Source organism: Micromonospora chokoriensis, from assembly GCF_900091505.1.
Taxonomy (GTDB): domain Bacteria; phylum Actinomycetota; class Actinomycetes; order Mycobacteriales; family Micromonosporaceae; genus Micromonospora; species Micromonospora chokoriensis.
Window position 1 is genome coordinate 1,190,358 of the sequence record NZ_LT607409.1, and the last position, 25,171, is coordinate 1,215,528.

Here is a 25,171-nt window from a genome sequence, read left to right on the forward strand (position 1 = left end):
GACCGTGACCCCGCCGTCGTCGTACCCGGTCGAGCCCCGGGATGTCACCCGTGGGGCGGCGCTGTCGTCCGGGTCACGGCGATCGTGCCCGCCGGGCGTGGCAGGCTGAGGGCATGGGAACGACAGCGCGTGTACGGGCGCCCGAACTGCGGGGCCGGCAGTGGCTCAACACCGGCGGCCGGAATCTGACCTTGCAGGACCTTCGCGGCAAGATCGTAATCGCGGACTTTTGGACGTTCTGCTGTATCAACTGCCTGCACGTCCTCGACGAGTTGCGCCCGTTGGAGGAGAAGTACGGTGACGTGCTCGTCGTGATCGGCGTGCACTCGCCGAAGTTCGAGCACGAGAAGGACCCGGACGCGCTCGCCGCCGCCGTCGAGCGGTACGGGGTGCACCACCCCGTGCTCGACGATCCCGAGATGGACATGTGGCAGCAGTACGCGGCCCGGGCCTGGCCGACGCTGTCGGTGATCGACCCCGAGGGGTACGTCGTCGCGACCATGGCGGGCGAGGGGCACGCCGAAGGGCTCGCCCGGTTGATCGACGAGCTGGTCGCCACCCACGAGGCCAAGGGCACCCTGCACCGGGGCGACGGGCCGTACGTTCCGCCGCCGGCACCCGAGACGGCGCTGCGCTTCCCGGGCAAGGCCACGCAGCTGCCGAACGGCAATCTGCTGGTGTCGGACTCGGCCCGGCACTCGCTGGTGGAGGTGGCACCGGACGGCGAGACGCCGGTGCGCCGGATCGGCTCGGGTGAGCGGGGCCGCGCCGACGGGCCGGCTGCCGCGGCGACGTTCTCCGAGCCGCAGGGGGTGTGCCTGCTGCCCACTCATGTCGCCGAGGTCGCCGGCTACGACCTGGTGGTGGCCGACACGGTCAACCACCTGCTGCGCGGCGTACGACTGGAGTCCGGCGAGGTCGTGACAGTGGCCGGCAGCGGCCGGCAGTGGCGTGCCGAGGTCGACGACCACGCCCACGACGCGCTCGCCGTCGATCTCTCGTCCCCGTGGGATCTGGCCTGGTACGACGACAAGCTGATCATCGCGATGGCCGGCATCCACCAGCTCTGGTGGTTCGACCCGATCAAGCGGACCGCCGGCATGTACGCGGGCACCACCGTCGAGGCTCTGCGCGACGGCCCGCTGGCCGAGGCGTGGATGGCCCAGCCGTCCGGGCTCTCCGCCTCCGCCGACGGCACCCGGCTCTGGATCGCCGACAGTGAGACCAGCGCGGTCCGTTACATCGAGAACGGGGTGCTGGGCACTGCCGTCGGGCAGGGCCTGTTCGACTTCGGGCACGTGGACGGGCCGGCGGAGTCGGCGCTGCTCCAGCACCCGCTGGGCGTGTGCGCGTTGCCGGACGGTTCGGTGCTGATCGCGGACACGTACAACGGGGCGGTGCGCCGTTTCGACCCGGACAGCAACCAGGTCTCCACCGTCGCCGACGGGTTGGCGGAGCCCAGTGACCTGGTGCTCACCCCGGCCGGTGAGGTGCTGGTGGTGGAGTCGGCCGCGCACCGGTTGACGCGACTCGCTCCGGGCGCCCTGTCGGCGGCGGGCGCCAGCACGGTGGACGGGCCCCGGCACCGTACCGAGCGCAAGCCGACCGACGTCTCGGCCGGTGAGGTCACCCTGGACATCGTCTTCACCCCGGCGCCGGGGCAGAAGCTGGACGAGACGTACGGGCCGTCGACCCGGTTGGTGGTGTCCGCGTCGCCGCCGGAACTGCTGGTGGAGGGTGCCGGCACGGGCACCGAGCTGTCCCGTCGACTGGTGCTGAACGGCGAGGTCACCGCCGGGGTGTTGCAGGTGACCGCCCAGGCGGCGACCTGCGACGCCGATGTCGAGCACGCGGCGTGCCACCTGACCCGGCAGGACTGGGGCGTACCGGTCCGGGTGGTCGACGGCGCGGTGACCCGGCTTCCGTTGGTGCTGCGCGGCCTGGACGCCTGACGCGTGAGTGGAGGGGCCCGGGCGGGCCCCTGCACTCACGCGAACGGTGCCAGGGACACGCCGGCGTCGATCAGGGTGGCGCGGACCAGTTCGGCGGCGGAGACGGCGCCCGGGGTGTCGCCGTGTACGCAGATCGAGTCGACCGAGCAGGGGATGACGGTGCCGTCCACCGCCACCACGACCCGTTCGACGGCCATCCGTACCGCCCTTTCGGCCACCTGCTCCGGGTCGCTGATCACGGCGCCGGCGGTGCCTCGGGGCACCAACGCCCCGTTGGGCAGGTACGCGCGGTCGGCGAAGGCCTCGGCGACCACTGGCAGGCCCGCGCCGACGGCGAGTTGGGCCAGCGTCGAGCCGGGTAGGCAGAGGACGGGTAACTCGGGGTCGTAGCCGGTGACCGCGGCGACCACCGCCGCCGCCTGGGATTCGTCGGTGCTGGTCGCGTGGTAGAGCGCGCCGTGCGGCTTGAGGTAGCGGACCCGGGTGCCGAACAACCGGCAGAACGCGTTCAGCGCACCGAGCTGGTAGGTCACCTCGTCGCGTAGCTCCGCGAAGTCGTACGCGATGTGTCGCCGGCCGAAGCCGGCCAGGTCCCGGTAGCCGACCTGCGCGCCCACCGCGACCCCCCGCCGCGCGGCGTCCTCGCAGACCCGTCGCATGGTGGACGGGTCGCCGCCGTGGAAGCCGCAGGCGACGTTGGCGGAGGTGACGAGGCTGAGCAGCGCCTCGTCGTCGCCGAGTCGCCAGATGCCGAATCCCTCGCCGAGGTCAGCGTTGAGGTCCATGGAACCTGACGGTAGTCCCTGGCCGGGCCTGCGCGAGCGGGGTCACGTCGGTGACCACCCCGACGACTGGGTATCCGCCGGTGGTCGGATGGTCCGCCAGGAAGATCAGCGGTTGTCCGTCCGCCGGTACCTGCACCGCGCCGAGCACGATGCCCTCGCTGGGCAGTTCGCCGGCGACCGCGCGGGGCAGGGGCACGCCGGCGAGTCGCGCGCCGACCCGGTTGCTCACCGGGCTGAGGGTGTACGCGGTGCCGAACAGCCGGTCGAGCGCGGTCGGCGTGAACCAGTCGTCGCGCGGGCCGAGGCGCAGCGTCAACCGCAGCTCGGGCGGGGGTGTCGGGCACACGGTCAGGTCCACCGGGGCGGGTGCGCCGATCGGCTGGCCCAGCGGCAGTCGGTCGCCGTCGCGCAGTGGGGGCGGGCCGAGCCCGGAGAGGGTGTCGGTGGCCCGACTGCCGAGCACCGGCGACACGTCGATGCCACCCGCCACCGCCAGCCAGCTCCGTACGCCCTGCCGGGCGGGACCGATCCGCAGCACCGTTCCGGCCGGCACCGTGAGTGGGCGTCCGGTGTCGGCGGGCCGGGCACCCGCCAGGACCGTGACCTCGGCACCGGTGAGCGCGACAGTGGTGGCTCGGGTCAGCCGCAGCGTGCAGCCGGTCAGGGTGATCTCCAGCCCGGCGGCGTGCTCGGGGTTGCCGACCAGCCGGTTGGCCAGCCGCAACGCCGCCGGGTCGAGGGCACCGGAACGGGGTACGCCCAGGTGCGCCCAGCCGGGCCGGCCCAGGTCCTGCACCGTGGTGAGGGCTCCGGCGCGGAGCACCTCGATGGTGGGCGGGTGGGTCACGTCGCCACCATCCGAACCGAGGTTCCCGGGCCGAGCCGGGCCGGTGGGTCGGCATGGACGTCGAAGAGGACCAGTTCGGTGCGGCCGACCAACTGCCAGCCACCCGGTGACGCACCCGGATAGATGCCGGCGTACGGGCCGGCGAGGGCGACCGAGCCGGCCGGCACCCGGGGCCGGGGGGTGGCCAGCCGGGGCAGCGCCAGCTCGGCCGGCAGCCCGGTCAGGTAGGGGAAACCGGGGGCGAATCCACAGAACGCGACCCGGAACCGGGTGCTGGTCAGCCGGCGCAGAACGGTGGGCACGTCCACGTTCCAGTACTCGGCCACTGTCGGCAGGTCCGGCCCGTCGAAACAGACCGGGACGACGACCTCCGTGGCGGCACGGTCGGGTGTGCCGGCAGTGGCGTCGAGACCGCTAACCCGGGCGACGGCGTCGCGGTCTGCGGGCAGAGCGGTGGCGTCGCGGTCGGTGGCCCGGGCGGTGGCGTCGCCGTCTGCGGGCCGGGCGGTGGCGTCGCCGTCTGCGGGCCGGGCGGTGGCGTCGCCGTCTGCGGGCGGGGCGGTGGCGTCGCCGTCTGCGGGCCGGGCGGTGGCGTCGCCGTCTGCGGGCGGGGCGGTGGCGTCGCCGTCTGCGGGCGGGGCGGCTGTGGGGGCGGCGAGTCTGTCGGGGCGGTTTGTCGCGGCGGCGACGTCCCCCGCCCAACGGGCCAGTTGCTCGGCCGTGGCGCTCGGGTCGGGCAGACCGTCGAGCAGGACGGTGCCGGCCGCCGGCACGATCTCGACGGCGACCAGGTCGCCCTGTTCCCGACGCCGCCACAGTTCGGCCCGCCACGCTTCGACCAGGTCGACCTCGGGTACGTCGTCGGGCACGCCGTCGTCGGTGGTGGTGGTGCAGTCGAGTAGCAGGGCGTGCGCCCCGACGGGCCGGATCCGCATCGGTTCATCTTCGCCGATGGCCCGGGGTCGCGGTGTTCACGATGTCGGTGCCGGGCGTCACCGACGCGACTACTTGAAAGTAACCTACGGTGCCGTAACCTGATGTCGTGACCACCTCCGCCCCGCTTCGCCTGAAGCCGGTCGACATCGGTAAGCCCCGGATGCGCGGCTGGCTGCACACGTACGCCTTCTTCGTCGCCCTGGTCTGCGGCATCGTGCTCTGCTCGATCGCCGCCACCCGACCGGGCTGGGCACCCCTGGTGAGCTGCCTCATCTACAGCCTGACGGTCTGCGGGCTCTTCGGCACGAGCGCGCTGTACCACCGTCGAGTGTGGTCGGAGCGCGGCTACCAGGTGATGCGGCGGATGGACCACTCGATGATCTTCGTGTTCATCGCCGGCACGTACACACCGTTCTGCGTGATGCTGCTCGCGCCCCGGCCGGCCACCGTGATGCTGGCCCTGGTCTGGGGCGGGGCGCTGGCCGGCGTGGCTCTCAAGGTGGTCTGGCCGCACGCGCCGCGCTGGGTGTCCGCGCCGCTCTACCTGGCGCTGGGCTGGGTGTCGGTGGCCATGCTGCCGGAGATCCTGCACGGCGGCGGGGTCGCGGCGCTGGTGCTGCTGATCGTCGGCGGCCTGATCTACAGCATCGGCGCGGTCTTCTACGCGTTGCGGCGGCCCAATCCGTGGCCGACCGTCTTCGGTCACCACGAGTTCTTCCACGCCTGCACGCTGCTGGCGGCGCTCTGCCACCACATCGCGATCTACTTCGCGCTGTTCGCCTGACTCAGACGGCCGGGGCGCAGGCGCAGCCGGGCGAACACACACCAGCAACGCCGTCCGGCGGGCAACACCACGGCCGCGGCCACCATGCTCGTGCTTGATCAAGGATGTAGTGGCCTCGGTCGCGTCCCGAAGGCCCTCCTTCCTGGATCGAGCACGATCTCCGGGCGATTCGCCGTGCCCCAGCACCGGGCAGACCTCAAGATCCGCGCAACTTCGGTGAAACTGCTGCCTCAACGCGCCCGCAGACAGCAACTTCACCGCAAGTGTGCGGATCTTGCCAGGCGCAGGCGGGGGCGGGGCAGGGCAGGCGTCGCGGCGGGGATGGGGCGGCGGGCTCGCGGCGCGCGCAGGGACTGGGGTGAAACGCGAGCCGGGGCCCCGCGACGCTGCGGGACCCCGGAGTGCGCGAGTGGGGATCAGACCGGGTGGCCCGGGCGGCGAACCTCGCGGTACTCCCGCATGACCTGGTCGTCCTGGACCGGCACGACCCGGTCGGCCACGACGCGCTCCTCGCGTACCGGGGCGGCGACCACCGTGCGGCGGCGACTGTTCCAGAAGTAGAGGGTGGCGAGCAGGCCGGCGACACCGGCCAGCATCAGCACCCAGCCGACCACGGACAGGTTCAACCAGCCCAGGTCGGCCTCCACGGCGAATGCGAAGATCGCGCCGAGCGCGATCAAGAAGATGCTGCCACCAATGCCCATGTCTCGCTCCTCGGCTCTAACCTGGCGTACGACGCGCCGCGGCCGTCGGTAGGGGTGCGGCAGGCATTGACTTACCCAGGCACGGAGATCGCCAATCGGGCAAGCTGGTGGCATGACGGACGCCGACCCCGACACACGGACACTGGTCCTGCTGCGGCACGCCAAGGCCGAGCAGGGCAGCGACGCGGCGGACGACGCCGAACGACCGCTCAGCGCACGGGGGGAGTCTGACGCGGCGGCGGCGGGTGCCTGGCTGGCGCGGAGCGGCCTGCTGCCCGACGTGGTGATCTGCTCGACCGCAAGACGCACCCGGCAGACCTGGCACGGGGTGGCGATGGGGATGACCGGTTCACCGCCGGAGGGTGGTCCGAGTGGTCCTCGACCGACCGTCCGTTACGAGCCCGGGGCGTACGACGCCCACCCGGAGGAGTTGTTGGCGCTGGTCCGCACTGTCGACCCGGCGGCCCGGACCGCACTACTGATTGCTCATAACCCGGGCATTTCGCTACTCTCGGCGCTCCTCGATCCGGACGGGGCTGCCGAGGAGGGTCTGCGTACCGCCGAGTTGGCGGTACACCGTGGCCGATTCGACTGGGCGGGGTTGAGCCGGGCGGGAGCCCCGATCACGGCGGGGCACACCGCACGCGACTGAGCCACCCGCCGGTGACCGGCGGGTGGCTCAGGAGTACGCGCCCGGGCCGCGCTCAGGACGGCGGGGCGGTCGGTGGCGGCGGGTCCGGCGGCGGCGGCATCATCGCGGTCGGATGAGAGAGCCGGTTCTCCTCCACGATGAGGGTCCGGGCCCGCTTACGCCGGTCCTGCCAGAACCAGAGCGTGGTCAGCAGTACGGCCAGCCCGGCCAGGATGAAGACCCAGCCGACCGCCCGTACGTCGATCCACCAGACGTTGGCTCTCAGCGCGAAGGTCAGGATCGCGCCGATCGCGATGAGAAAGATGCCGCTTCCTACACCCATATGCGCTGCACTCCCCCGTGCGGTGGCTCTGGGCGTTCCCTTTCGAGGTCACGCGACGGTTACCCGTCACGACGCCGGCATACCCGGCCGGGCTGGCCCAATGCGTGTTCACGCTGCCCGCAGCGTCAGCCGCCGGTGCGACACCGCGATGAACGCCGCCGCCACTGGCGGGCGCCCGGAAACGGCGGCGGCCGGCGGGGGCAGTTGGCCCTCGCCGGCCGTCGGTGTCGGCCCGGGTGGTGCGACCCGGAACCGTCAGCCGTGCCGTGGCACGGTCAGAAGGCCTCCTCCGGGAGGTCCATGATGTCGAGGTCGGCACCCTCGATGATCCGCCGGTCGGCGCCGATGCGGGGCAGGACCTCGCGGGCGAAGAAACGGGCAGCGGCCACCTTGCCGGTGTAGAACGCCTTGTCGCTGGGGGAGACCTCGCCGGCGAGGGCCTTCAGCGCCACGTCGGCCTGCCGCTGGAGCAGCCAGCCGACGACCAGGTCACCGATCGCCAGCAGGAAGCGCCGGCTGCTGAGCCCGACCTTGTACAGCGCCCGGGTGTCGCCACCCTGTGCCTCGCCCAGCCAACCGGTCATCACGCCCAGGATGTTCTGGACCTCGGCCAGGGCCTTACCGAGCGCCTGCCGCTCCTCCTTGAGCTGGCCGTTGCCCGCCTCGGAGGAGATGAACTCCTGGATCTCGCCGGCTACCGCCATCAGCGCCTTGCCGTTGTCCCGGACGATCTTGCGGAAGATCAGGTCCAGGCTCTGGATGGCGGTGGTGCCCTCGTACAGAGTGTCGATCTTGGCGTCGCGGACGTACTGCTCCAGCGGGTAGTCCTGGAGGAACCCGGAACCACCGAAGGTCTGCAGCGACTCGTGCCCGAGCAACTCGTAGGCGCGCTCCGAACCGACACCCTTGACCAGCGGCAGCAGCAGGTCGTTGACCCGCTTGGCCAGCTTGGTGGCCTTCTCGTCGCCGGCAGCCTCGGCGATCGCGACCCTGTCCTGCCAGGAGGCGGTGTAGAGGACCAGAGCACGAAGACCCTCGGCGTACGACTTCTGCAGCAGCAGCGAGCGACGAACGTCCGGGTGGTGGGTGATGGTGACCCGAGGCGCGGCCTTGTCCGCCTGCTGGATCAGGTCGGCGCCCTGCACCCGGCTCTTCGCGTACTCGAGGGCGTTGAGGTAGCCGGTGGAGAGGGTGGCGATCGCCTTGGTGCCGACAAGCATCCGGGCGTACTCAATGATCATGAACATCTGCCGGATGCCGTCGTGCTTGTCACCGAGCAGCCAGCCCTTGGCCGGTACGCCGTGCTCGCCGAAGGTCAGCTCGCAGGTGTTGGAGACCTTCAGGCCCATCTTGTGCTCGACGTTCGTGGTGTAGACGCCGTTGCGCTCGCCCAGCTCGCCGGTGGTCTCGTCGAAGTGGAACTTCGGCACCACGAAGAGCGACAGGCCCTTGGTGCCGGGGCCACCGACGCCCTCCACGCCGACCGGGCGGGCCAGCACGTAGTGCACGATGTTGTCGCTCAGGTCGTGCTCACCCGAGGTGATGAAGCGCTTCACGCCCTCGATGTGCCAGGAGCCGTCGGGCTGCTGCGTCGCGCGGGCGCGGCCGGCGCCGACGTCCGAGCCGGCGTCCGGCTCGGTGAGGACCATCGTGGAGCCCCACTGCTTGTCGATGAAGAGCTTGGCCCACTGCTTCTGCCGGTCGGTGCCCTCGACGTGCAGCACGTGCGCGAAGGACGGGCCGGAGGCGTACATCCAGATGGGGGCGTTCGAGCCGAGCACCAGCTCGGCGAGCGCCCACCAGAGGGCACGGGGTGCGTTGGTGCCACCCAGCTCGGGCGGCAGGTCCAGGCGCCAGAACTCGGAGTCCATGAATGCCTGGTAGGACTTCTTGAACGACGCCGGCAGGGGCGCGGTGTGCGTGGCCGGGTCGAACACCGGCGGGTTGCGGTCGCTGTCCGTGTAGCTGGCGGCGAGGTCCTCGCGAGCGAGACGGTCGAGCTCGGCGAGGAAGCTGCGGGCGGTGTCGGCGTCGAGATCCGAGTACGGCTCCTGGCCGAACGCCCGGTCCGCCCCGAAGACCTCGAACAGGTTGAACTCAAGGTCCCGCAGGTTGCTCTTGTAGTGGGTCATGCTCGCTGGCCCCGCTTCCGGACAGGTGTTACCGATCAGTAACCCCAACTGTATTACTCGCGGGTAGGCAGCGACAAGCGGATCACGCAAGTGACGGCGATTACACAGCTTCGCGGCGCGCGGGCGAGATCAGCTCTCGGCTGCCCCGACCTCCCAGCTCGGAACGGCCGCGGCCGCACCGGTGCGGGCACCCACGTACTCCATCAGGACCAGCGCGATGTCGTCGTCCAGACGTCCGTGGACCCACTCGATCAGAGCCGTCTCCAGCGAGGCCAGCCCGTTGGCGACAGTGCCGTGGCCGAGCAGCCGCCAGGCCCGGTCGGCGGTGGGAAAGAACTCGCCGTCCCGCCGCGCCTCGCCGAGCCCGTCGGTGAACAGCAGCAGCCGGTCCCCGGGCTCCAGGCGCTCGACCCGTGGGCGGACCACCGGCATGAACCCGAGCGGAGGCGCCGGCGCCGGCGGTTCCAACGGGATCACCGCGCCGCGACGCAACAGCAGGGGTGGCGGGTGCCCACAGTTGACGATCGTCAGTGTGCCGCCCCGCTCCTCGACCAGCGCCGCGGTCACGAAGTCCTCGTCACCGACGTTGCGGGCCACCGCGCGGTCCAGGTCGGCGACGACGGCCCGCAGGTCGGCCCGCTCGTACGCCACGTGCCGGTACGACCCGAGGACGATGCTCGCCAGTCGGACGGCGTCCAGGCCCTTGCCGCGTACGTCACCGATGATCATGCGGACGCCGTAGGGCGTGTCGATCGCCTCGTACAGGTCACCGCCGATCTCGGCGGTCGCGGTGGAGGAGATGTAGCGACCGGCGACCGAGAGCGTGCCGACCTGCGGCCCGAGCGGGCGTAGCACCGCCTGCTGGGCGACCGAGGCGAGCCTGGTCAACTCGACGATCTGCTCCGCCTGCCGCTGGCGTACCGACGTGACCGCCACCGCCAATCCGGTGGCGAGCGCGACCCCTACCACGTCGACCGAGGTGTCCAGCGACATCGTCGGCTCGGCCAGGGCGAAGGCGGCCCCGACCACTGTCGCACCGACGCCCACCCCGAGCACCACGGGCCAGGAGGCCAGCGCGGCGGCCAGGAAGGGCGCGGCGGCCAACAGCCCGACGTAGTGCGCCCAGCGGCCGTCCGCCGCCTCCACCGCCGACACGATCACGAGCAGAACGAGGGCCGCGCCGAGGCCGGCGCGGGATCCGGGGCTCAGCGGGCGTCCGCCCGGCTGGAGGAATCGCGTGGATACGAGGGACAGTTTGCCTGATCCTCGTGAATCGGTGAATGAACCTGACCCGTCGTCCGAGGAGGTTCTGACCGGCCGGGCCAATCGGGCGACCAAATCGGCGTCACCCGCCCCGCTCAGCCGAGGACCTCGTAGCGGACGGTGAGCGCGCCGACGTCGACGGAGGCGATGGTGGCGAACGCGGCCCGGGAGAGGTCCAGGCAACGGCCGTCGATGAACGGGCCACGGTCGTTGATCCGCACCGTCACCGACTTGCCGTTGGCCGGGTTGGTCACCCGGACCTTGGTGTTGAACGGCAGCGTCTTGTGCGCGGCGGTCAGAGCGTTCGGGTTGAACGACTCGCCGTTGGCGGTGAGCTGCCCGTCGGAGTAGAACGAGGCACCACACGAGCCGCTGTCCAGGACCTTCGCCGCCGCCGTGGTCTTCTTGGCGGTCGGGCTCGGCTTCGGTGACGCGGTGCGGGCCTTGCTTCGGGAGGCGGCCTGCTGCGAGCGGGTGGCCGACGGACTGGCGGACGCGCTCGGGGAGGCGCTGGCGCTCGGAGAGGCGACCGGCGAGCTGGGAGCGAGGCTGCTGGCGGCGGTGGTCGGGGTGAGGTCCAGGGTCGTCTGCCCTGACGGGGCGGAACCGGAGGTCAGCTGCACGGCACCGAACGTGCCCCCGACGGCGAGGGCGACGCCGACCGCCGCGGTGGCCACGATGCCCGCCGGAGAGGAGAAGATGCGGGTACGGGAGTGCCTGCCTGCCACCGGCCCGGTCCTTTCGTCGACTGAACAAACCGGGTCGGACCGTAACGAGAGAAGTACTTCCGAAGTCAACGTGATCATAGTGGTATGCCCGTATTTGATCCGGTACGTGTAGCCGATCATCCGACCCCGGGTGGGCCGCCCGGCCCGGGTGCCGACACGTCGGCAGGCCGTGCCGGAGGATGAGCGGATGCCCGCTGAGCTGACCGACCGCCTGGCCGCCCTGTTCCGGTGGATCGACCCCGGCCCGGGCACGAGTCACCTGGTCAGCGACATCTCCGGTTGGTGGCGGGACCCGGCGGTCCTGGCCGAACTGGGTCCGGCCCTGGTGAGGCCGTACCGGGCCGCCCGGCCGACCGTGGTGCTCGCCCCGGCGGTCACCGGGCTGCTGCTCGGGCCCCTGGCCGCCACCGCACTCGGCGTCGGCTTCGTGGCCGCCCACAAACCCGGCGACGGGCGACTGCCGGCCGGGCCGCTCACCTGGGCGCAGAGTCCACCGGACTACCGGGGTCGACAGGTCGACCTGGCCGTACGGGACCGGCACCTCGGCAGTGGCGACCGGGTGCTGGTGGTGGACGACTGGGTCCGCACGGGCGCGCAGATCCACGCCCTCTACGACATCTGCGCCGCACGGGGCGCCAAGGTGCTGGGCGCAGCCGTGGTGGCCGTCGACTGCCCGCCCGAGGTCGCTGCCGACCTCCGGATCACCGGCCTGATCAACGCCGCGGAACTGACGGCTTGACCTGAAGCACGGTTCAGCTTCGACGATCGACACATGAGCGACGGAATCCTCGACGAGGCGTACGAACGACTGCACCGCACCGGCCCCGAGTTCGAGGGGTGGCTCTCCAACCACGGGCCGATGGCCGTCGAGGCGCTGACCCGACACGGGCACCAGCAGCAGGTACACCGCTGGCTCGACGACTACCTCGGCCGACTCGACGAGCTGCCCCGGGGGCTGCACCCGATCACCGACTGGCGGAGCGCGCTGGGCGACGCGAAACGGGCCGGGGACTGGCTGACGTACTTCGACCGACAACTACGCGAACACCCGTGGCGCGACGTGCTCGGCACCTGGTGGCCCCGACTGCTGCCGGGCATCGCCGCCGGCGCCACCCACGGTGTGATCCGGGTCGGGCACGCCGTACGTGCCCTCGAAACGGACGACCCAACCCCACAGCGGCTCACCGAACTGGGCCAGGCCCTCGGCTACTGGGCCGCGCGGTGGCAGCCGGTCCCGGGCGCCGACCGGATGCCTACCGACCTCCCCTCCGACCCGTCCGCAGGCCCGCAGCACGTGGACGCGGCGCTGGCCGGGCTGCCCCGGATCGACGACCAGAGCGGGGGCGTCCGTGATCGGTTGAAGCGGCTGCCTGGCGTACCCGGATGGGAGCCGGCGCTCGCGGCGCTGCGCCCCGCCCGAAGCCCCGCCGAGGCGGCGCAGGGCCTCACGGCGTTGGTGCACCGCGCCGGCCTGGACTATCTGCGCTTCGGGCACACCGAGCCGGTCATGCTGGTGCACGCGGTCACCGCGCCGACCGCCGTGCTGCGTACCCTGCCGGCTCTGGACCGGGCGCTGTGGGCGCCGAGCCTCGCCGCGGCCTGGGCCGCGACGGCGGCCATGACCGCGGTGTACGCCCCAGCCGACGGCATCGCGCCGCCGACCGTGACCGCCGCGTCCCCGGCGGAGGTCTTCGCCCGGGCGGCTCGGCACGGCGACGAACACGTGGTCAAGCTGGCCGACGCGGTGCTCGACGCGCACGCGGTCAGTGGCGACGACCGGCTGCTCGCCGCCGCCGGATACGCCGGCCAACTGATCTGAGCAGGGCACCGTCGCAATGCGGCGGCGGTGTGGGGTGCGCTGGCCTAGCCTCGGCAGGATGTGGCCTCGGATCGGTGAACTGCGCACCCTCGCCCTCGGCACTCCCGGCGAGCTGCGGACGACCCTCAACACCCTCGTGCTGGCCGGCGTGAAGACCGCGACGGCCGGCCGGCTCGCCGAGTACGCGGAGGAGGGCGAGGAGCTGGAGCACGTCGGCGAACGGTTGGCCCTGATCGACGACGACGACGCGCTGGCCGGCGTCGTGGAGATCACCGGCGTCGATATCGTCCGTTTCGCCGACGTGCCGTGGGAGTTCGCCCGGGCCGAGGGCGAGGGGGACCGGTCGATCGAGGAGTGGCGGGCCGGGCACGCCACCTACTGGGCGCGGCTCGGCACACCTGTCGACGACGACACCCAGATCGTCTGCCTACGCCTGCGGCTGGTCTCCGGCGGCGAGGGTGGGGTGGCCGGCGGCGACCTCGGCACCTGACCGTCGCCTCAGCCGCGCAACTCCGGCAACAGTCGGGTCGCCACGTCCGCCAGCACGTTCTCGTCGCCGGCGTACCAACTGCTTTCCCGTGGCCAGTGCGTCACCACGTCGGTGAAGCCCAGGTCGGCGGCGCGGCCGACCTGGTCGGCGAAGAACTGCGCGCTGCCGAGCGAGAACACCGGCGCGGAGTCCAGCGACAGATAACGGTCCAGGGTCGCCGGATCGCGGCCGGCCTCGTCCAGCGCGCGGTCCATCCGCGTGGACAACGCCGAAACGCTGCCCCACCAGCTCTCCAGGTCGTTGTCGTCACCGGTGCCGGTGGTCACCCAACCCTGGCCGAACCGGGTCACCAGCCGCATCGACCGCGGCCCGTTGGCGGCCATCACGAACGGCACCCGCGGCTGCTGCACACAGCCGGGATTGTTGCGGGCGTCCACCGCGGCGAACCACTCACCCCGCCAGGTGGTGCCGTCCTCGCGCAGGATCAGGTCCAGCAGCTCGGCGAACTCGGCGAACCGGTCGACGCGCTGACGCGGCGGCAGAGTCTCACCGCCCAGCACGGCCGAGTCGAAACCGATGCCACCCGCGCCGAGGCCGAGCAGCAACCGGCCGTCGGACACGTCGTCCACAGTGGTGATCTGCCGGGCGAACGCGGCCGGGTGCCGGAAGTTCGGCGACGCCACGAGGGTGCCCAGCCGGATCCGGGAGGTGACCGTCGCGGCGGCGGTCAACGTGCCCATCGAGTCGAACCACGGACCGTCGACCAGATCCCGCCAACCCAGGTGGTCGTACGTCCAGGCGTGGTCGAACCCCCACTCCTCGACCTGCCGCCACCGACGCTGCGCCTCCGACCACCGCTGGTCGGGCAGGATCACGATGCCAATCCGCATGAATGCCAGCCTAGACCGGGGCAGCACCGGGGCCCGGTCGCCGCTACCGTTCGGCCATGGACCTACCGGCACGGCGGAACGACACGGTACGGGCGTTCGGCACCGTGTCGCTGGTGGCCGGCTTCCTGACGACACTGCTCACCATGTCCTCCGGCTACGAGGGGCTCGAGCCGCACATCCTCGCCGCCTTCCTCATCCTGACCGGGCTCGGCCTGCGGATCGAGGCGGCGATCGCCGACCGCAGGATGTAGTTCGGTTGCGGAGGGCCGCCGCCGGCAGGTGATGCCTGGCCGCGCCAAGCGGTGATCCACGTCACACTGATCCCGGGTAGGGGTGCCGGGTTCGGCTCCGACCCCTTGGCGAGCCGCGCCCGTCCAAGGGTGCGACCAGGGAGAGGACCAACCAGATGACGAGGGTGACGGCACAGCTGTCGGTGTCGGCGGACGGCTTCTACGCCGGCCCGCGCTTCGAGGGCGACGGCAACTGGATGGACTCGGCGGAGAGCGCCGGGTTCTTCCGGGTCACCCGCTGGGCGACAGAGGTATCGGCCTGGCGTGAACGACAGGGCTTCACCGGCGGCGAGCAGGACACCAACTCCGACGTGATCGCCGAGACCTTCGAGGCGGCCGGCGCGTACGTGATGGGACGCCGGATGGCCGACGGCGGCGAGGAGCCCTGGGGTGACCAGCCACCGTTTCGCGCACCGGTCTTCGTCGTCACCCACCGCCCCCGCGAGCGTCTGCTGCGGCAGGGAGGCACCAGCTTCACCTTCGTCACCGACGGAGTGGCCAGCGCCGTCGAGCAGGCACGTGCCGTGGCCGGCGGCAAGAACGTCGCGGTGGCCGGGGGCGGCAGCCTGGTGCGGCAGGTCCTCAAGGCGGGCCTGCTCGACGAGTTGGAGCTGCACGTCGTGCCGGTGGTGCTCGGCACCGGTCTGCGACTGTTCGACGCGGACCTCGACCTGGCCGAGAAGGAGGCGATCGAGCTGACGCCGACCCGCGTCATCCACACACCGGAGGTCACCCACATCCGGTACGCGGTGAACGGTCGAGCTCCGCTGGTGCTCGACGATCGGGGCAGCGGTGGCGGCCCGACGGTGACCAGGTGACACGGTTGATCCGGGAGGAGATGACGATGCCGCAACTGTTGCGGGTGCAGTGCTTCAACGTTTCGCGGGACGGGTTCGGCACCGGGGAGGGGCAGAGTCTGGAACGGCCCTTCGGCCACGCCGACCCCACCCCGCTGTTCTCCTGGCGGGCCGCCACCGCCAGCTTCGTGTACCGCACCGAGCCCGGCGGCAGCCGGGGTCTGGACGACTACCTGACCCGGGACGCCGAGTGCAACATCGGCGCCGAGATCATGGGCCGCAACAAGTTCGGCCCACAGCGCGGCCCGTGGGAGAACCATGACTGGCAGGGCTGGTGGGGGGACAACCCGCCGTTCCACACGCCGGTCTTCGTGCTCACCCACCACGTACGCCCGTCGTTCACCCTGGCCGACACCACGTTCCACTTCCTCGATGCCAGCCCCTCCGAGGCGCTGGCCCAGGCGAAGCAGGCAGCCGACGGCCGGGACGTACGCCTCGGTGGTGGAGTCGCCACCATCCGCGAGTTCCTCGAGGCCGATCTGGTCGACACGATGCACATCGCCGTCGCGCCCGTCGACCTCGAGCGGGGCGAGCGGTTGTGGGACAGCCCGGATGAACTTCTCGACCGCTTCCACCTGGAGTCGGTGCCCAGCTCCAGCGGGGTCACCCATCTCCTGTTCTGGCGACGATGACCGGCGACGCTGACTGACCGCCGCAGATCTTGGACAGCCTTCACGGCAGGCGGGACAGCACCAGCATGCGGTTGCCGTCCGGGTCGGTCACTCGGGCGGACCGTTCACCCCACGGCTGGTCGACAGGCTCTTCGGTGACCGTCGCACCACCCGAGCGCAGGGTGTTCACGGCGGCGTCGCAGTCGTCGGCGTAGACGCACAGCTCCCACCGGTGCGAGTGCGCCGGATCGTCGGCGTCCGGGTCGGCGGCCAGGCCCAGCTCGCTGTTGCCCAGGCGCAGCGCGACGAACTGCGGTTCGCCGTCCTCGGGGAACCGATAGGTCAGCTCGAAGCCGACCACGTCACGGTAGAAACCGATCAGTCGTGGCAGGTCAGGTGTCGTCACGATCGGAAAGGCCTCGGTGAACACGGACCACCACCTCCAAGCCGGACAGTAGCCGCGCCGGGGCCTGGGTGGAACTACCGCTGTCGATCCTGACGGTGTCGTCGCCCGGCGAAACTCTTGCGCAGAATGATTTGCAGTGCAAACCTATTGGTAGTGCAGCATCATTCGGCTGACTGATTCGGGGGCCACCATGTCGGAGCAACGAGAAACCGCGCCGGACAACAGCGACACACCTGGCGAGATCCTGGCCTCGGTTGCCGCGCTCCGACGGCGCACGCGCGTCGCCCGACAGGCCTACTGGCTGCCGCTCCTGCTGTTCGGGCTCCTGACGGCGATGGCCGCACCCCTGTACGTCGAGTCGGTCGAACCGCCCGCCCTGCGCGCCACGCAGGACAATCCCCCGCTGACCGGCCTCGGCGGCGACTTCCTCGAACGCTCAGCGGCCCTCGGCTGGTACTGGTTGGCGGCGCTCATCGGCGGCTACCTGCTCAGCCTCTGGTGGTATCGGTGGCATGGCGCGCGGGTGGGCGTCGAGACACCCACCCGCGCGTACCTCGTTGCCGGCCTCGCCGGCACGCTGGTCGGGCTCGTGCTGCCGATCGTGCTGCGGTACCTGTTGCTCAACTCGGACGCGGTGCTTCGGAACGGAACCAGTTGGCTGACGGTGCCGCTTCTGGGCATCGCCGATCGCGGCATGGTCCCGCATCTGATCATCGCGGTGGGGCTGATCGTCCTGGCACGGCTGGAACGCAGCCGTGGCCTGACTGCCGTGGGCGTGGGCTACGCCGCGGCGGTCGTCCTCGTGAACGCGTACTTCCAGACCGCGAACTTTCAACCCGGGGACCTGAACCGCCACAGCTTCCTGCTGGCGGCCCTGCTGCCCGCACCGATCCTGCTCATCGGTGGCATCATCGCTCTCCTCAACACAGTCAAGAGGTATGCGTGAGCGGTAATGAAGAGGCCGCCGGGCCCAGCAACGGCGGGCACCCGACGAATGGGCTCAGCGACACCGTCCACCAACGCAACAGGCTCGGCATCCTCACCATCGCCGCCGAGGCCGAGCGGGTGGAGGTCTCCTACCTGCGCGACGCGCTGGAACTCACCGCCGGAAACCTCTCCCGGCACCTCGCCGTACTGGAGGAGGCGGACCTGATCCAGATCGAGAGGGGTTACCACGGGCGCAGGCCCAAGACCTGGATCAAAATCACCGAGCAGGGGCAGGCCGCCCTGGCCGCCGAGATCGACGCGTTGCAGGAACTCCTCCGACGGCACCAGGCTCACCGGCCCACCCCCTGACGGCGGCAGTTTCCGCAACCGGGACACCAGGCGGTGCAGAGGGTTCGCCCGTTCGGCTGCCCACCCCCGATGGTGTATAGATCCATCGTGATTGTTCTTCCGGGGTACGACGATCGCGGTCCGGACGCCCCCGACGGGCCAGGACTCGCCTACGACGGCGCGGACCTGATGGATCGCCCGGGCTTCTGGGCCGCCCACCTGATAGAGGCGGTCGAAGCGGATCTCGACGGCGAGTTGGCCCTCCTCTTCAACCACGAACTCGACACCGTCCGGGCCACTTACCGCCAGCTGACGGACACCGCCGCGTGGCCGGCGTTCCCGGTCGACCTGGGCGGTGGAGCCCGCCTCGTCGTCGTGCGTCGCAACGTCGACGAGGACGAGGGCGTGGACTATCTGCTGGTCCCCGCCGACGGTGCGAACTGCGTCCAGATCGCCACGGTGGAGGGGGCACTGGAAGGGCCGGGCCTCTCCTGGGACGAGCTGGTCGCCGTAGCCGACCGTCAGCCCGGCGCGCTGGCCCAGGCCACAGCACTGCTCCTGCTCGCCCCGATGCTCGGCGACACAGCGGCGGAGTCGAGTGGAGCGGTGACCCGGCTGGCCGCCGCGCTCCGGACCGTCGGGGTGACCGGGCAGGTGGTCACCATTGCCGAGGCAATCGTGGCGGCGGCACCCGCCGCCTGGCACCGAACCGCCGACGGGGTGAACATCTGCGACAGCGAATACAGCACCCGCAACCCGAGCAGCCTGGTAGCGCTGAAGCCGGCCGACCTCCGCACCGTCTCGGACCTCTTGGCCACCGGCCGCGGCTAGCGGATCTTCCCCCACGCGGCACTGCGGAACGTCAAAGGCCCTGGCTGGGACTCACGTCCTGGCCAGGGCCTTCGGTTGGAGCGGGTGACGGGAATCGAACCCGCACTGTCAGCTTGGGAAGCTGATGTTCTGCCATTGAACTACACCCGCAAGCGGCACCACTGTACCCGACACGCGGGGACGGCGCACCCAGGCTCCCCGGCCCGCCGCTGATCCACTCGGCTTGCTGGAAGTCGGGGCATCCGGGCCGCCGGGACACCACGACGTCACCGAAGCCGAGTGGATCATGTGAGGGGGTGGGCTGGGGCAGGCGTACACCTGGGGTTGGCTCCGACCCTCGTCAGGCGGCCGTGCACTGCACGTCGCGGCTGAGGCGGGTCGGGCGGGTCGGTGGCACGGCGAGCGGCTCGGCTGTCGCCGACGGGGCGCGCGGATCCAGCCAGACCCGGACCGCCGGCCGGCTCGGCGTGACACCCGGGACGCCGGCGATGTGCTGCTCGCGGCGGGTCAGCATGGCCACGTCGACGGTGAACTCGAACAACCGCCAGTCGACCCGCTGCTCGGCCCGGGCACTCTGCGCCAGCCGCGCGACCCGGACCGGATCGGTCACTGGACGAGCGTGCCCCGCGAGGTAGGCCTCGTCGTCGCTCTCCTCCGGGGGGAACGAGTGCAACGCGTAACGGCCGTCGCGTTCGAGGTCGCGGCGCTTCGGGGAGTCGATGATGAAGCAGAACAGACCCTCGTCCGTGATGACCGGGGAGACCGGATGAACCCGGGGCCCACCGTCGGCGCGGACCGTGGCCAGGTAGCCGAAGCCCGGCCCGTACTGCTGGAGGAGAACGCGGATCCCGTCGGCGAGTCGGGGCTCGTCGGCGGCGAAATCGGACCAGGAAGCCATGCGGGCATTCTATCGAACAAATGTACGACGAGCGACCTCGACGCGCTGGTCACCGGCACCGAATCCGGCCGGTTTCGGCAACGCCGCTATGGTGGTCCGATGCTGCTCTCCGACCGCGACCTGGTCTCCGAGATCAAGGCCGGCACGCTGGGCCTGGAGCCGTTCGAGCCCACCCTGGTCCAACCCTCCAGCATCGACGTCCGACTCGACCGGCTGTTCCGGGTCTTCAACAACCACCTCTACACCCACATCGATCCGGCGATGCAGCAGGACGACCTGACCTCGGCGGTCGAGGTGCCCGACGGCGAGCCGTTCGTGCTGCACCCGGGGGAGTTCGTGCTCGCCTCGACGCTGGAGGTCATCTCGTTGGGCGACCAGCTCGCCGGCCGACTCGAAGGCAAGAGCTCACTGGGCCGGCTCGGGTTGCTCACGCACTCCACCGCCGGCTTCATCGACCCCGGCTTCTCCGGACACGTGACGCTGGAGCTCTCCAACGTGGCGAACCTGCCGATCACCCTCTGGCCGGGCATGAAGATCGGGCAGCTCTGCATCTTCCGGCTCTCCTCGCCGGCCGAGCACCCGTACGGCTCGGTGGTCTACGGATCCCGCTACCAGGGCCAGCGGGGCCCGACGCCGAGCCGCGCCTGGCAGCACTGGCGCACCTGGCCGACCCGCTGAACCAGTGACGACGAGGGCCCGCCGCGACGGATCGCGACGGGCCCTTCGGTCACGTCCGGTCAGCCTGGACGGCCGTAGCTGTGGATCGGGCCGTCGTCGACCTTCTTCATCTTGACCGGTTGGCCGGCCTGCGAGGCGTGCACCACCCAGCCGTCGCCGACGTACATGCCGACGTGGTGGATGTCGCTGTAGTAGAAGACCAGGTCGCCGGGGCGCAGGTCGCCCTTGCTGACGTCCTTGGTGACGCGGCTCTGCTGGGCGGCGTTGTGCGGCAACGACACACCGGCCTTCGCCCAGGCGGCCAGCATCAGGCCGGAACAGTCGTACGAGTTGGGCCCCTCGGCGCCCCACACGTAGGGCTTGCCGATCTGTGCGCAGGCGAACTTCACCGCGACGCCCGCCGCCCCGCCGGGATAGCTGCCGGGGCAGGGCGCGGGGCGCAGCGAGCCACCGCCACCGTTGCCGTACACCTTGAGGCGGAGCTTCTGCAGCCGGTCGATCTCTTCGTTGATCTGCTTCTTCTTCGCCGCCAACTGAGCCTCGGTACGGGTCAGCTGGGCCACCATCTCGTCCAGCGGCGCCTTCTGCGCGGCCAACTCGTCCCGCAGGTCGGCAACCTCGCGTACGTCCTGCTGCTGGTTGTGCGCGAACCGGTCGAGCATTTCGAGCTGACTGACCACCTCGCTCGGCGACCGGCTGCCCAGCATCGCGTTGACGGTCGAGACGGTCTCGCCCTTGTACGCCCGCACGGCGAGGGCGCTGACCTTGTCCATCGCGGCGTCGACCTGCTGTTCGAGCGGGGCGATGCGGGTGGCCAGAGCGTCCGCCTGCTTGCGCTTGGCGGCGAGGTCGGTCCGGGTGGCGTTGTGCCGTTCGATGATCGGTTCGAGTTTGTTCCAGTCCTCGTCGATCTGCCGCTCGATCTCCGCGACGGACGGGTCGGCGTGGGCAGCCGTGGCGCTGCCCGTCAGGACGACGGCGACGCCGACCAGTGCGGCGAGAGCGGTGGTGAAGCGGGACCAGCGTGGGCGCGGCACGATCGGCGTCGGGCCGGCTGCTGCCGACCGCTCGGACGACGGCCGCGGGGCATGGAGTGCCACCGGGGTTCCGTACTCCTTCTTCCTGACCGCCTACCGGGTTAGCTGACGGGTTCGGGCGGGAAGTCGGCGCCCTACCGCAGTGGCTGCGGATTCACCCCGAGGGACCTGGGTCCCCGGTTCGCTCGGAAACGACTCGGCGGTGTCGGTCCGTTACCGCCCGGGCTGGGCAGAGCTGCTGTCGGGCCGACGAATGACCAGAGTAGAGACGCCTGTTACCAATCCGCAACCCGTGCGGCCGTGACACTCCGTACCGGCTGGACGGGCGTACCGGGGGTGCGGACGGGTCCAGTGACGACAGAGGGCCCCCGGTCGTCCGACCGGGGGCCCTCGTCACGCTCGTGGATCAGCCAGGTCTGCGGAACCCGGCGACAGGCATCGTGTTGATGCTGGACACCTGCACCGGTTTGCCGGCACGTGGCGCGTGCACCATCTGGTTGTTACCCAGATACAGGCCCACATGCGTCAGGCCGGAGAAGAAGAAGACCAGGTCACCGGGTCGGGCGTCAGCTCGCGCGACAGCCTTGCCCTCGTTCCACTGGTCACCGGTGTGATGGGTCAGGTAGATCCCGGCCGACTTGTAGGCGTACTGGGTCAGCCCCGAGCAGTCGAACGAGTTCGGGCCGGTGGCGCCCCAGACGTACGGGTCACCGACCTGCTGGCAGGCCGTCTTGATCGCCTTCTGGGCGGCCGAGCTGGTCACACCGTTGATCGTCGGGCAGCCCGCGGTCTTGACCGTGGTCTTGGGCATCGACGCCTCAAGCTGCTTGATCTCGGCGTCGATCTGCTTCTTCTTGGCCGCCAGCTCGTTCTGCTGCGTGGTCTGGGTGGCGATCAGCGTGTCCAGCTTCTGCTTCTCACCGTCGTACTTGGCCCGCACGGCCAGCACGCCCTCGACCTCCCGGCGCTCCTGCGCGGCAAGCCGGTCGAGCACGGTGAGCTGCTCGGTGAGCGTGTCCGGCTTGACGCTGACCAGCAGCGAACCGATGTCGTGCGACGGGCCGGAGATGTAGTAGCGGGAGGCGAGGTCACCGACCCGGTTGAGCGCCAGCTCGCTCTGCAGCGCCAGCGGCTCGATCTTCTTCTGCAGGTCGGCCGACTTCTGCCGGTTGACCTTCAACTGCGCCCGAACCTTGTTGTACTGCTCGATCGTGGGCTCCAACTGCTCCCACTTCTTGTCGATCTGCGCCTCGATCTCGTCAACCGTGGGCTCGGCGTGCGCCGGCGCGGCGAGCAGACCGGCGCCGACTGCGGCGGCGGCGACCAGGACAAGCAGGCGGTGGGCGCCGCGGCGGAGGCGCCCTGGTCGAGCAGACGTTTTCAGGTCGTGACGATGAGGGGGCATGGTTGCCACCGGCACCGACTCCTTTGCAACCGACCGCCGGGCGCCTCGCGTGAGGGAAGGGCCGAGGCAGACGACCCACAGCGGTCGGTGCCCCACATTAGGGAAGCTCGGAGCGGTAATCAAGGCGAGCATAGGAACCATCACTGTCGTGCAACTGCTTGCACACCAAGGGTATCGGTCAGTCACCCAACGATTGCGGTCAATACATCATCGAGTGTGACAACGCCGAGAGGGCGCCGGCCGTCGCTGACCAGCACCATGTGCCGCCGCTCGCGGCGCATGGCCAGCAGCAGGTCGGCCAGCGTACGCTCCGGCGGCACCACCGCCAGCGGCCGGTAGACCTGGGCCGGCACGGGTGACCGACGGCCTCGCCCGGCGTACCCCAGGACGTCCTTGACGTGCACGAATCCGAGCACCCGGCGGGTCGACCGCTGCACCACCGGGAACCGGGACCGGCCGGTCCGCGTCGCCAGCACCTCCAGCGACGCCGGTGACACGTCCTCGGCGACCGTGACCACCGTCGACCACGGTTGCAGCGCGTCCGCCGCCGTCCGGCTGTGCAGGGCCAGCGCGCCGGTGATCCGGACGTGCTGCTCCTCGTCGAGCAGACCCTCCGTACGCGCCTGGGAGACGAGCCCGGCCAACTCCTCGGCGGTGAACACCGTCTTCACCGCCTCGGACGCCTCGATGCGCCAGAACGCGAGCACCCGGCGGGCCGCCCACTTCATCGCCAGCAGCAGCGGCTTGGTCGCCACACAGAACGCCAGCATCGCCGGGCCGAGCCAGAGTGCGGAAACCTCCGGACCGGCCAGCGTGATGTTCTTCGGCACCATCTCGCCGACGACCGTGTGCAGGAAGACCACCACGCCCAGGGCCAGCACGAACGCCACCGGGTGCACCGCACGCTCGGGCAGCCCGGCCGCGTGGAACGGCGGCTCCAGCAGGTGCGCCAGGGCCGGCTCGGCGATCGCGCCCAGCCCCAGCGAGCAGACCGTGATGCCGAGCTGAGCGCCGGCGATCATCAGCGGAATCTGGTTCATCGCCGACAGTGCCCACCGGGCCCGCTTCGACAGTGCGGCCAGTGGCTCGATCACCGTCCTCCGGGAGGCGATGAGCGCGAACTCGCTGCCCACGAAGAACCCGTTGCCGAGCAGCAGCAGAGCGGTCACCAGCAGCTCAGTCATCGTCGTCCGGCTCCGCCGGGCGCAACACCCGGACCTGCTCGATTCGGTGCCGTTCCACCTCCACCACGGTGAACTCCCAGCCGCCCACCTCGACCGTCTCACCGGCCAGCGGGATGTGGCCGAGCCGGGCCATCAGGAACCCGGCCAATGTCTCGTACGGCCCGTCGGGCAGCCGGAAACCGGTCTGCTCGGCCACCTCGTCGGAGCGGAGCACCCCGTCGACCAGCACGGTGCGCTCGCCGCCCGGGACGGTCAGCCCGACCGCACCCGGGTCGCCCACGCTCGCCGGGTCGAACTCGTCGGCGATCTCTCCCACCAACTCCTCGACCAGATCCTCGATCGTGACCACGCCGTCCGTGCCGCCGTACTCGTCCACCACGATGGCCAGGTCCGCACCGGCCGCCTTCAACGCGGCGAGCACGCCGTCCAGATCGAGGCTCTCCGGCACGTACACCGGCTCGCGGGCCACTGCGCCGACCATCGTCGACGCCCGGGCGGCCAGCGGCACGCCCAGCGCGTCCGGCACACCGGCTACCCCGGTGACCAGATCGAGGGTCTCCTCGTACACCGGGAAGCGGGTCCGCCCGGTGCGCCGAGACGCCTCCAGCAACTCCGCCACCGTGGCGGTGACGCGCAGCGCGACGACGTCCACCCGCGGGGTCATCGCCTCGGCGGCCCGCTTGTCACCGAACCGGATCGTGCGGCGCAGCAGCATCGCGGTGTCCGTCGGCAGTGCGCCGGCCCGGGCCGAGATGGCCGCCAGCAAGCCCAACTCCTCGGGCGAACGGGCGCTGGCCAACTCCTCCTGCGGTTCCACCCCGAACGCCCGGACCAGCCGGTTCGCCGACCCGTTCAGCCCTCGGATCAGCCAACCGAACGCCCGGGAGAAGGCATGCATCGGACCGGCCGTGGCCAGCGCCGCCGGCATGGGCCGGGCCAGCGCCGCGTTCTTCGGCACCAACTCACCGAAGAGCATGGAGATCAGCGTGGCCAGGGCCAACGCGAGGAACGGGGTGAACCGCTCGGTGTTCTCCCCGACCAGCGGGCGCAGCACCGGGGTGAAGATCCGGGCCAGAGCAGGTTCGGCCAGGTAACCGGTGAGCAGCGCCGTGATGGTGATGCCGAGCTGCGCGCCGGAGAGCTGGAAGGAGAGTTCACGCAGCGCCGTGCGTACCGTCAGAGCGGCCTCGTCGCCCGCGGCGGCCCGCCTGTCGATCTCCGCGCGGTCGACCGTGACCAGGGCGAACTCGGCCGCGACGAAGAACGCGTTGCCCGCGGTCAGCGCGACGAAGCCGACCAGGGGCAACAGCATCGTCCAGAGTAGGCCGTCGATGTCGCCTCACCTCGGCGAGGATTCTTGCACGACGACGGCGGCCCGCAGGGGGCCGCCGTCGT

Annotated in this window: 28 protein-coding genes, 1 tRNA gene and 1 riboswitch; of the genes, 13 read left to right on the plus strand and 16 right to left on the minus strand. The window is 71.0% G+C overall.

The window, feature by feature from the left end:
* Positions 1-113: 113 nt before the first annotated feature.
* On the plus strand, positions 114-1,952 hold the full coding sequence (locus GA0070612_RS05565; RefSeq protein ID WP_088986950.1) for an NHL domain-containing thioredoxin family protein: 1,839 nt from the start codon (positions 114-116) through the stop codon (positions 1,950-1,952).
* Between the two features lie 35 nt (positions 1,953-1,987).
* Here GA0070612_RS05565 and GA0070612_RS05570 read toward each other — a convergent pair whose 3' ends face one another.
* The 3 genes from GA0070612_RS05570 to GA0070612_RS05580 are packed head-to-tail and all read right to left on the minus strand — an operon-like array spanning position 1,988 to position 4,519.
* Positions 1,988-2,737, minus strand: coding sequence for a LamB/YcsF family protein (locus GA0070612_RS05570; RefSeq protein ID WP_088986951.1), 750 nt, complete (start codon positions 2,735-2,737; stop codon positions 1,988-1,990).
* Positions 2,721-3,584 (minus strand): 5-oxoprolinase subunit C family protein, encoded by an 864-nt coding sequence (locus tag GA0070612_RS05575; protein ID WP_088986952.1) that lies wholly within the window; start codon positions 3,582-3,584, stop codon positions 2,721-2,723. Before GA0070612_RS05575 ends, GA0070612_RS05570 begins: the two co-directional genes overlap by 17 nt.
* Positions 3,581-4,519 (minus strand): 5-oxoprolinase subunit B family protein, encoded by a 939-nt coding sequence (locus tag GA0070612_RS05580; protein ID WP_088986953.1) that lies wholly within the window; start codon positions 4,517-4,519, stop codon positions 3,581-3,583. Before GA0070612_RS05580 ends, GA0070612_RS05575 begins: the two co-directional genes overlap by 4 nt.
* Before the next feature lie 107 nt (positions 4,520-4,626).
* Between GA0070612_RS05580 and trhA the strand changes: the two genes are divergently transcribed.
* The gene (trhA, locus tag GA0070612_RS05585) at positions 4,627-5,304 is read left to right on the plus strand and encodes a PAQR family membrane homeostasis protein TrhA (RefSeq protein WP_088986954.1); all 678 of its coding nucleotides are present in this window, start codon (positions 4,627-4,629) and stop codon (positions 5,302-5,304) included.
* A 416-nt stretch (positions 5,305-5,720) separates the two neighbouring features.
* Here trhA and GA0070612_RS05590 read toward each other — a convergent pair whose 3' ends face one another.
* Entirely contained in the window at positions 5,721-6,008 is a 288-nt protein-coding gene (locus GA0070612_RS05590) for a DUF6458 family protein (protein WP_088986955.1), read from the minus strand.
* A 112-nt stretch (positions 6,009-6,120) separates the two neighbouring features.
* Between GA0070612_RS05590 and GA0070612_RS05595 the strand changes: the two genes are divergently transcribed.
* Positions 6,121-6,660: a SixA phosphatase family protein gene (locus GA0070612_RS05595; protein ID WP_088986956.1), complete on the plus strand. Its 540-nt coding sequence runs from the start codon at positions 6,121-6,123 to the stop codon at positions 6,658-6,660.
* Positions 6,661-6,712: 52 nt separating this feature from the next.
* Here GA0070612_RS05595 and GA0070612_RS05600 read toward each other — a convergent pair whose 3' ends face one another.
* The 4 genes from GA0070612_RS05600 to GA0070612_RS05615 form a co-directional block, all read right to left on the minus strand.
* Complete coding sequence (locus GA0070612_RS05600) at positions 6,713-6,982, minus strand: DUF6458 family protein (protein WP_030332052.1); 270 nt, start codon at positions 6,980-6,982, stop codon at positions 6,713-6,715.
* A gap of 275 nt (positions 6,983-7,257) precedes the next feature.
* Positions 7,258-9,114 (minus strand): acyl-CoA dehydrogenase, encoded by a 1,857-nt coding sequence (locus tag GA0070612_RS05605; RefSeq protein ID WP_088986957.1) that lies wholly within the window; start codon positions 9,112-9,114, stop codon positions 7,258-7,260.
* A gap of 129 nt (positions 9,115-9,243) precedes the next feature.
* A complete protein-coding gene (locus tag GA0070612_RS05610; protein WP_088991287.1) occupies positions 9,244-10,368 on the minus strand; it encodes a PP2C family protein-serine/threonine phosphatase in 1,125 nt (374 codons plus the stop codon).
* A 104-nt stretch (positions 10,369-10,472) separates the two neighbouring features.
* Positions 10,473-11,105, minus strand: a complete 633-nt coding sequence (locus tag GA0070612_RS05615; RefSeq protein ID WP_197699309.1) for a septal ring lytic transglycosylase RlpA family protein — start codon at positions 11,103-11,105, stop codon at positions 10,473-10,475.
* A gap of 187 nt (positions 11,106-11,292) precedes the next feature.
* On the opposite strand from GA0070612_RS05615, the gene GA0070612_RS05620 reads away from it, so the two are divergent.
* The 3 genes from GA0070612_RS05620 to GA0070612_RS05630 are packed head-to-tail and all read left to right on the plus strand — an operon-like array spanning position 11,293 to position 13,414.
* Positions 11,293-11,844, plus strand: coding sequence for a phosphoribosyltransferase family protein (locus tag GA0070612_RS05620; RefSeq protein ID WP_088991288.1), 552 nt, complete (start codon positions 11,293-11,295; stop codon positions 11,842-11,844).
* A 33-nt stretch (positions 11,845-11,877) separates the two neighbouring features.
* Positions 11,878-12,924, plus strand: a complete 1,047-nt coding sequence (locus tag GA0070612_RS05625) for a questin oxidase family protein (protein ID WP_088986959.1) — start codon at positions 11,878-11,880, stop codon at positions 12,922-12,924.
* A gap of 58 nt (positions 12,925-12,982) precedes the next feature.
* Positions 12,983-13,414, plus strand: a complete 432-nt coding sequence (locus tag GA0070612_RS05630; RefSeq protein ID WP_088986960.1) for an ASCH domain-containing protein — start codon at positions 12,983-12,985, stop codon at positions 13,412-13,414.
* A gap of 8 nt (positions 13,415-13,422) precedes the next feature.
* Here GA0070612_RS05630 and GA0070612_RS05635 read toward each other — a convergent pair whose 3' ends face one another.
* Complete coding sequence (locus GA0070612_RS05635) at positions 13,423-14,304, minus strand: LLM class flavin-dependent oxidoreductase (protein WP_088986961.1); 882 nt, start codon at positions 14,302-14,304, stop codon at positions 13,423-13,425.
* A gap of 56 nt (positions 14,305-14,360) precedes the next feature.
* On the opposite strand from GA0070612_RS05635, the gene GA0070612_RS05640 reads away from it, so the two are divergent.
* From GA0070612_RS05640 to GA0070612_RS05650, 3 genes are all read left to right on the plus strand, one after another.
* Entirely contained in the window at positions 14,361-14,555 is a 195-nt protein-coding gene (locus tag GA0070612_RS05640; protein ID WP_088986962.1) for a hypothetical protein, read from the plus strand.
* A gap of 155 nt (positions 14,556-14,710) precedes the next feature.
* Positions 14,711-15,412 (plus strand): dihydrofolate reductase family protein, encoded by a 702-nt coding sequence (locus GA0070612_RS05645; protein WP_088986963.1) that lies wholly within the window; start codon positions 14,711-14,713, stop codon positions 15,410-15,412.
* Entirely contained in the window at positions 15,409-16,083 is a 675-nt protein-coding gene (locus GA0070612_RS05650; protein ID WP_231924475.1) for a dihydrofolate reductase family protein, read from the plus strand. The genes GA0070612_RS05645 and GA0070612_RS05650 overlap by 4 nt, the downstream gene beginning before the upstream one ends.
* A gap of 40 nt (positions 16,084-16,123) precedes the next feature.
* Here GA0070612_RS05650 and GA0070612_RS05655 read toward each other — a convergent pair whose 3' ends face one another.
* Entirely contained in the window at positions 16,124-16,492 is a 369-nt protein-coding gene (locus GA0070612_RS05655; RefSeq protein WP_088986964.1) for a VOC family protein, read from the minus strand.
* A 166-nt stretch (positions 16,493-16,658) separates the two neighbouring features.
* Here GA0070612_RS05655 and GA0070612_RS05660 point away from each other — a divergent pair, with 166 nt between their 5' ends.
* The 3 genes from GA0070612_RS05660 to GA0070612_RS05670 all read left to right on the plus strand — a co-directional run bounded on the left by GA0070612_RS05660 (position 16,659) and on the right by GA0070612_RS05670 (position 18,574).
* Entirely contained in the window at positions 16,659-17,414 is a 756-nt protein-coding gene (locus GA0070612_RS05660; RefSeq protein WP_088986965.1) for a hypothetical protein, read from the plus strand.
* The gene (locus GA0070612_RS05665; protein ID WP_088986966.1) at positions 17,411-17,764 is read left to right on the plus strand and encodes a transcriptional regulator; all 354 of its coding nucleotides are present in this window, start codon (positions 17,411-17,413) and stop codon (positions 17,762-17,764) included. Before GA0070612_RS05660 ends, GA0070612_RS05665 begins: the two co-directional genes overlap by 4 nt.
* Before the next feature lie 87 nt (positions 17,765-17,851).
* Entirely contained in the window at positions 17,852-18,574 is a 723-nt protein-coding gene (locus GA0070612_RS05670) for a hypothetical protein (RefSeq protein ID WP_088986967.1), read from the plus strand.
* Between the two features lie 76 nt (positions 18,575-18,650).
* Here GA0070612_RS05670 and GA0070612_RS05675 read toward each other — a convergent pair.
* Positions 18,651-18,724 (minus strand) — tRNA-Gly (locus GA0070612_RS05675).
* 190 nt (positions 18,725-18,914) lie between these two features.
* On the minus strand, positions 18,915-19,472 hold the full coding sequence (locus GA0070612_RS05680; RefSeq protein ID WP_088986968.1) for a pyridoxamine 5'-phosphate oxidase family protein: 558 nt from the start codon (positions 19,470-19,472) through the stop codon (positions 18,915-18,917).
* Between the two features lie 99 nt (positions 19,473-19,571).
* Between GA0070612_RS05680 and dcd the strand changes: the two genes are divergently transcribed.
* On the plus strand, positions 19,572-20,150 hold the full coding sequence (gene dcd, locus GA0070612_RS05685) for a dCTP deaminase (RefSeq protein WP_030332009.1): 579 nt from the start codon (positions 19,572-19,574) through the stop codon (positions 20,148-20,150).
* 59 nt (positions 20,151-20,209) lie between these two features.
* Here the strand turns inward: dcd and GA0070612_RS05690 are convergent, their stop codons facing one another.
* From GA0070612_RS05690 to GA0070612_RS05705, 4 genes are all read right to left on the minus strand, one after another.
* Positions 20,210-21,250, minus strand: a complete 1,041-nt coding sequence (locus tag GA0070612_RS05690; RefSeq protein ID WP_088986969.1) for a C40 family peptidase — start codon at positions 21,248-21,250, stop codon at positions 20,210-20,212.
* A gap of 13 nt (positions 21,251-21,263) precedes the next feature.
* A riboswitch (cyclic di-AMP (ydaO/yuaA leader) is annotated at positions 21,264-21,399 on the minus strand.
* A gap of 194 nt (positions 21,400-21,593) precedes the next feature.
* Positions 21,594-22,607 carry a C40 family peptidase gene (locus GA0070612_RS05695; protein ID WP_197699310.1) on the minus strand — a complete coding sequence of 338 codons (1,014 nt, stop codon included), beginning with the start codon at positions 22,605-22,607 and terminating at the stop codon, positions 21,594-21,596.
* 167 nt (positions 22,608-22,774) lie between these two features.
* Positions 22,775-23,776 (minus strand): hemolysin family protein, encoded by a 1,002-nt coding sequence (locus GA0070612_RS05700; RefSeq protein WP_088986970.1) that lies wholly within the window; start codon positions 23,774-23,776, stop codon positions 22,775-22,777.
* A complete protein-coding gene (locus tag GA0070612_RS05705) occupies positions 23,769-25,088 on the minus strand; it encodes a hemolysin family protein (RefSeq protein WP_197699311.1) in 1,320 nt (439 codons plus the stop codon). The genes GA0070612_RS05700 and GA0070612_RS05705 overlap by 8 nt, the downstream gene beginning before the upstream one ends.
* Positions 25,089-25,171: the final 83 nt, after the last annotated feature.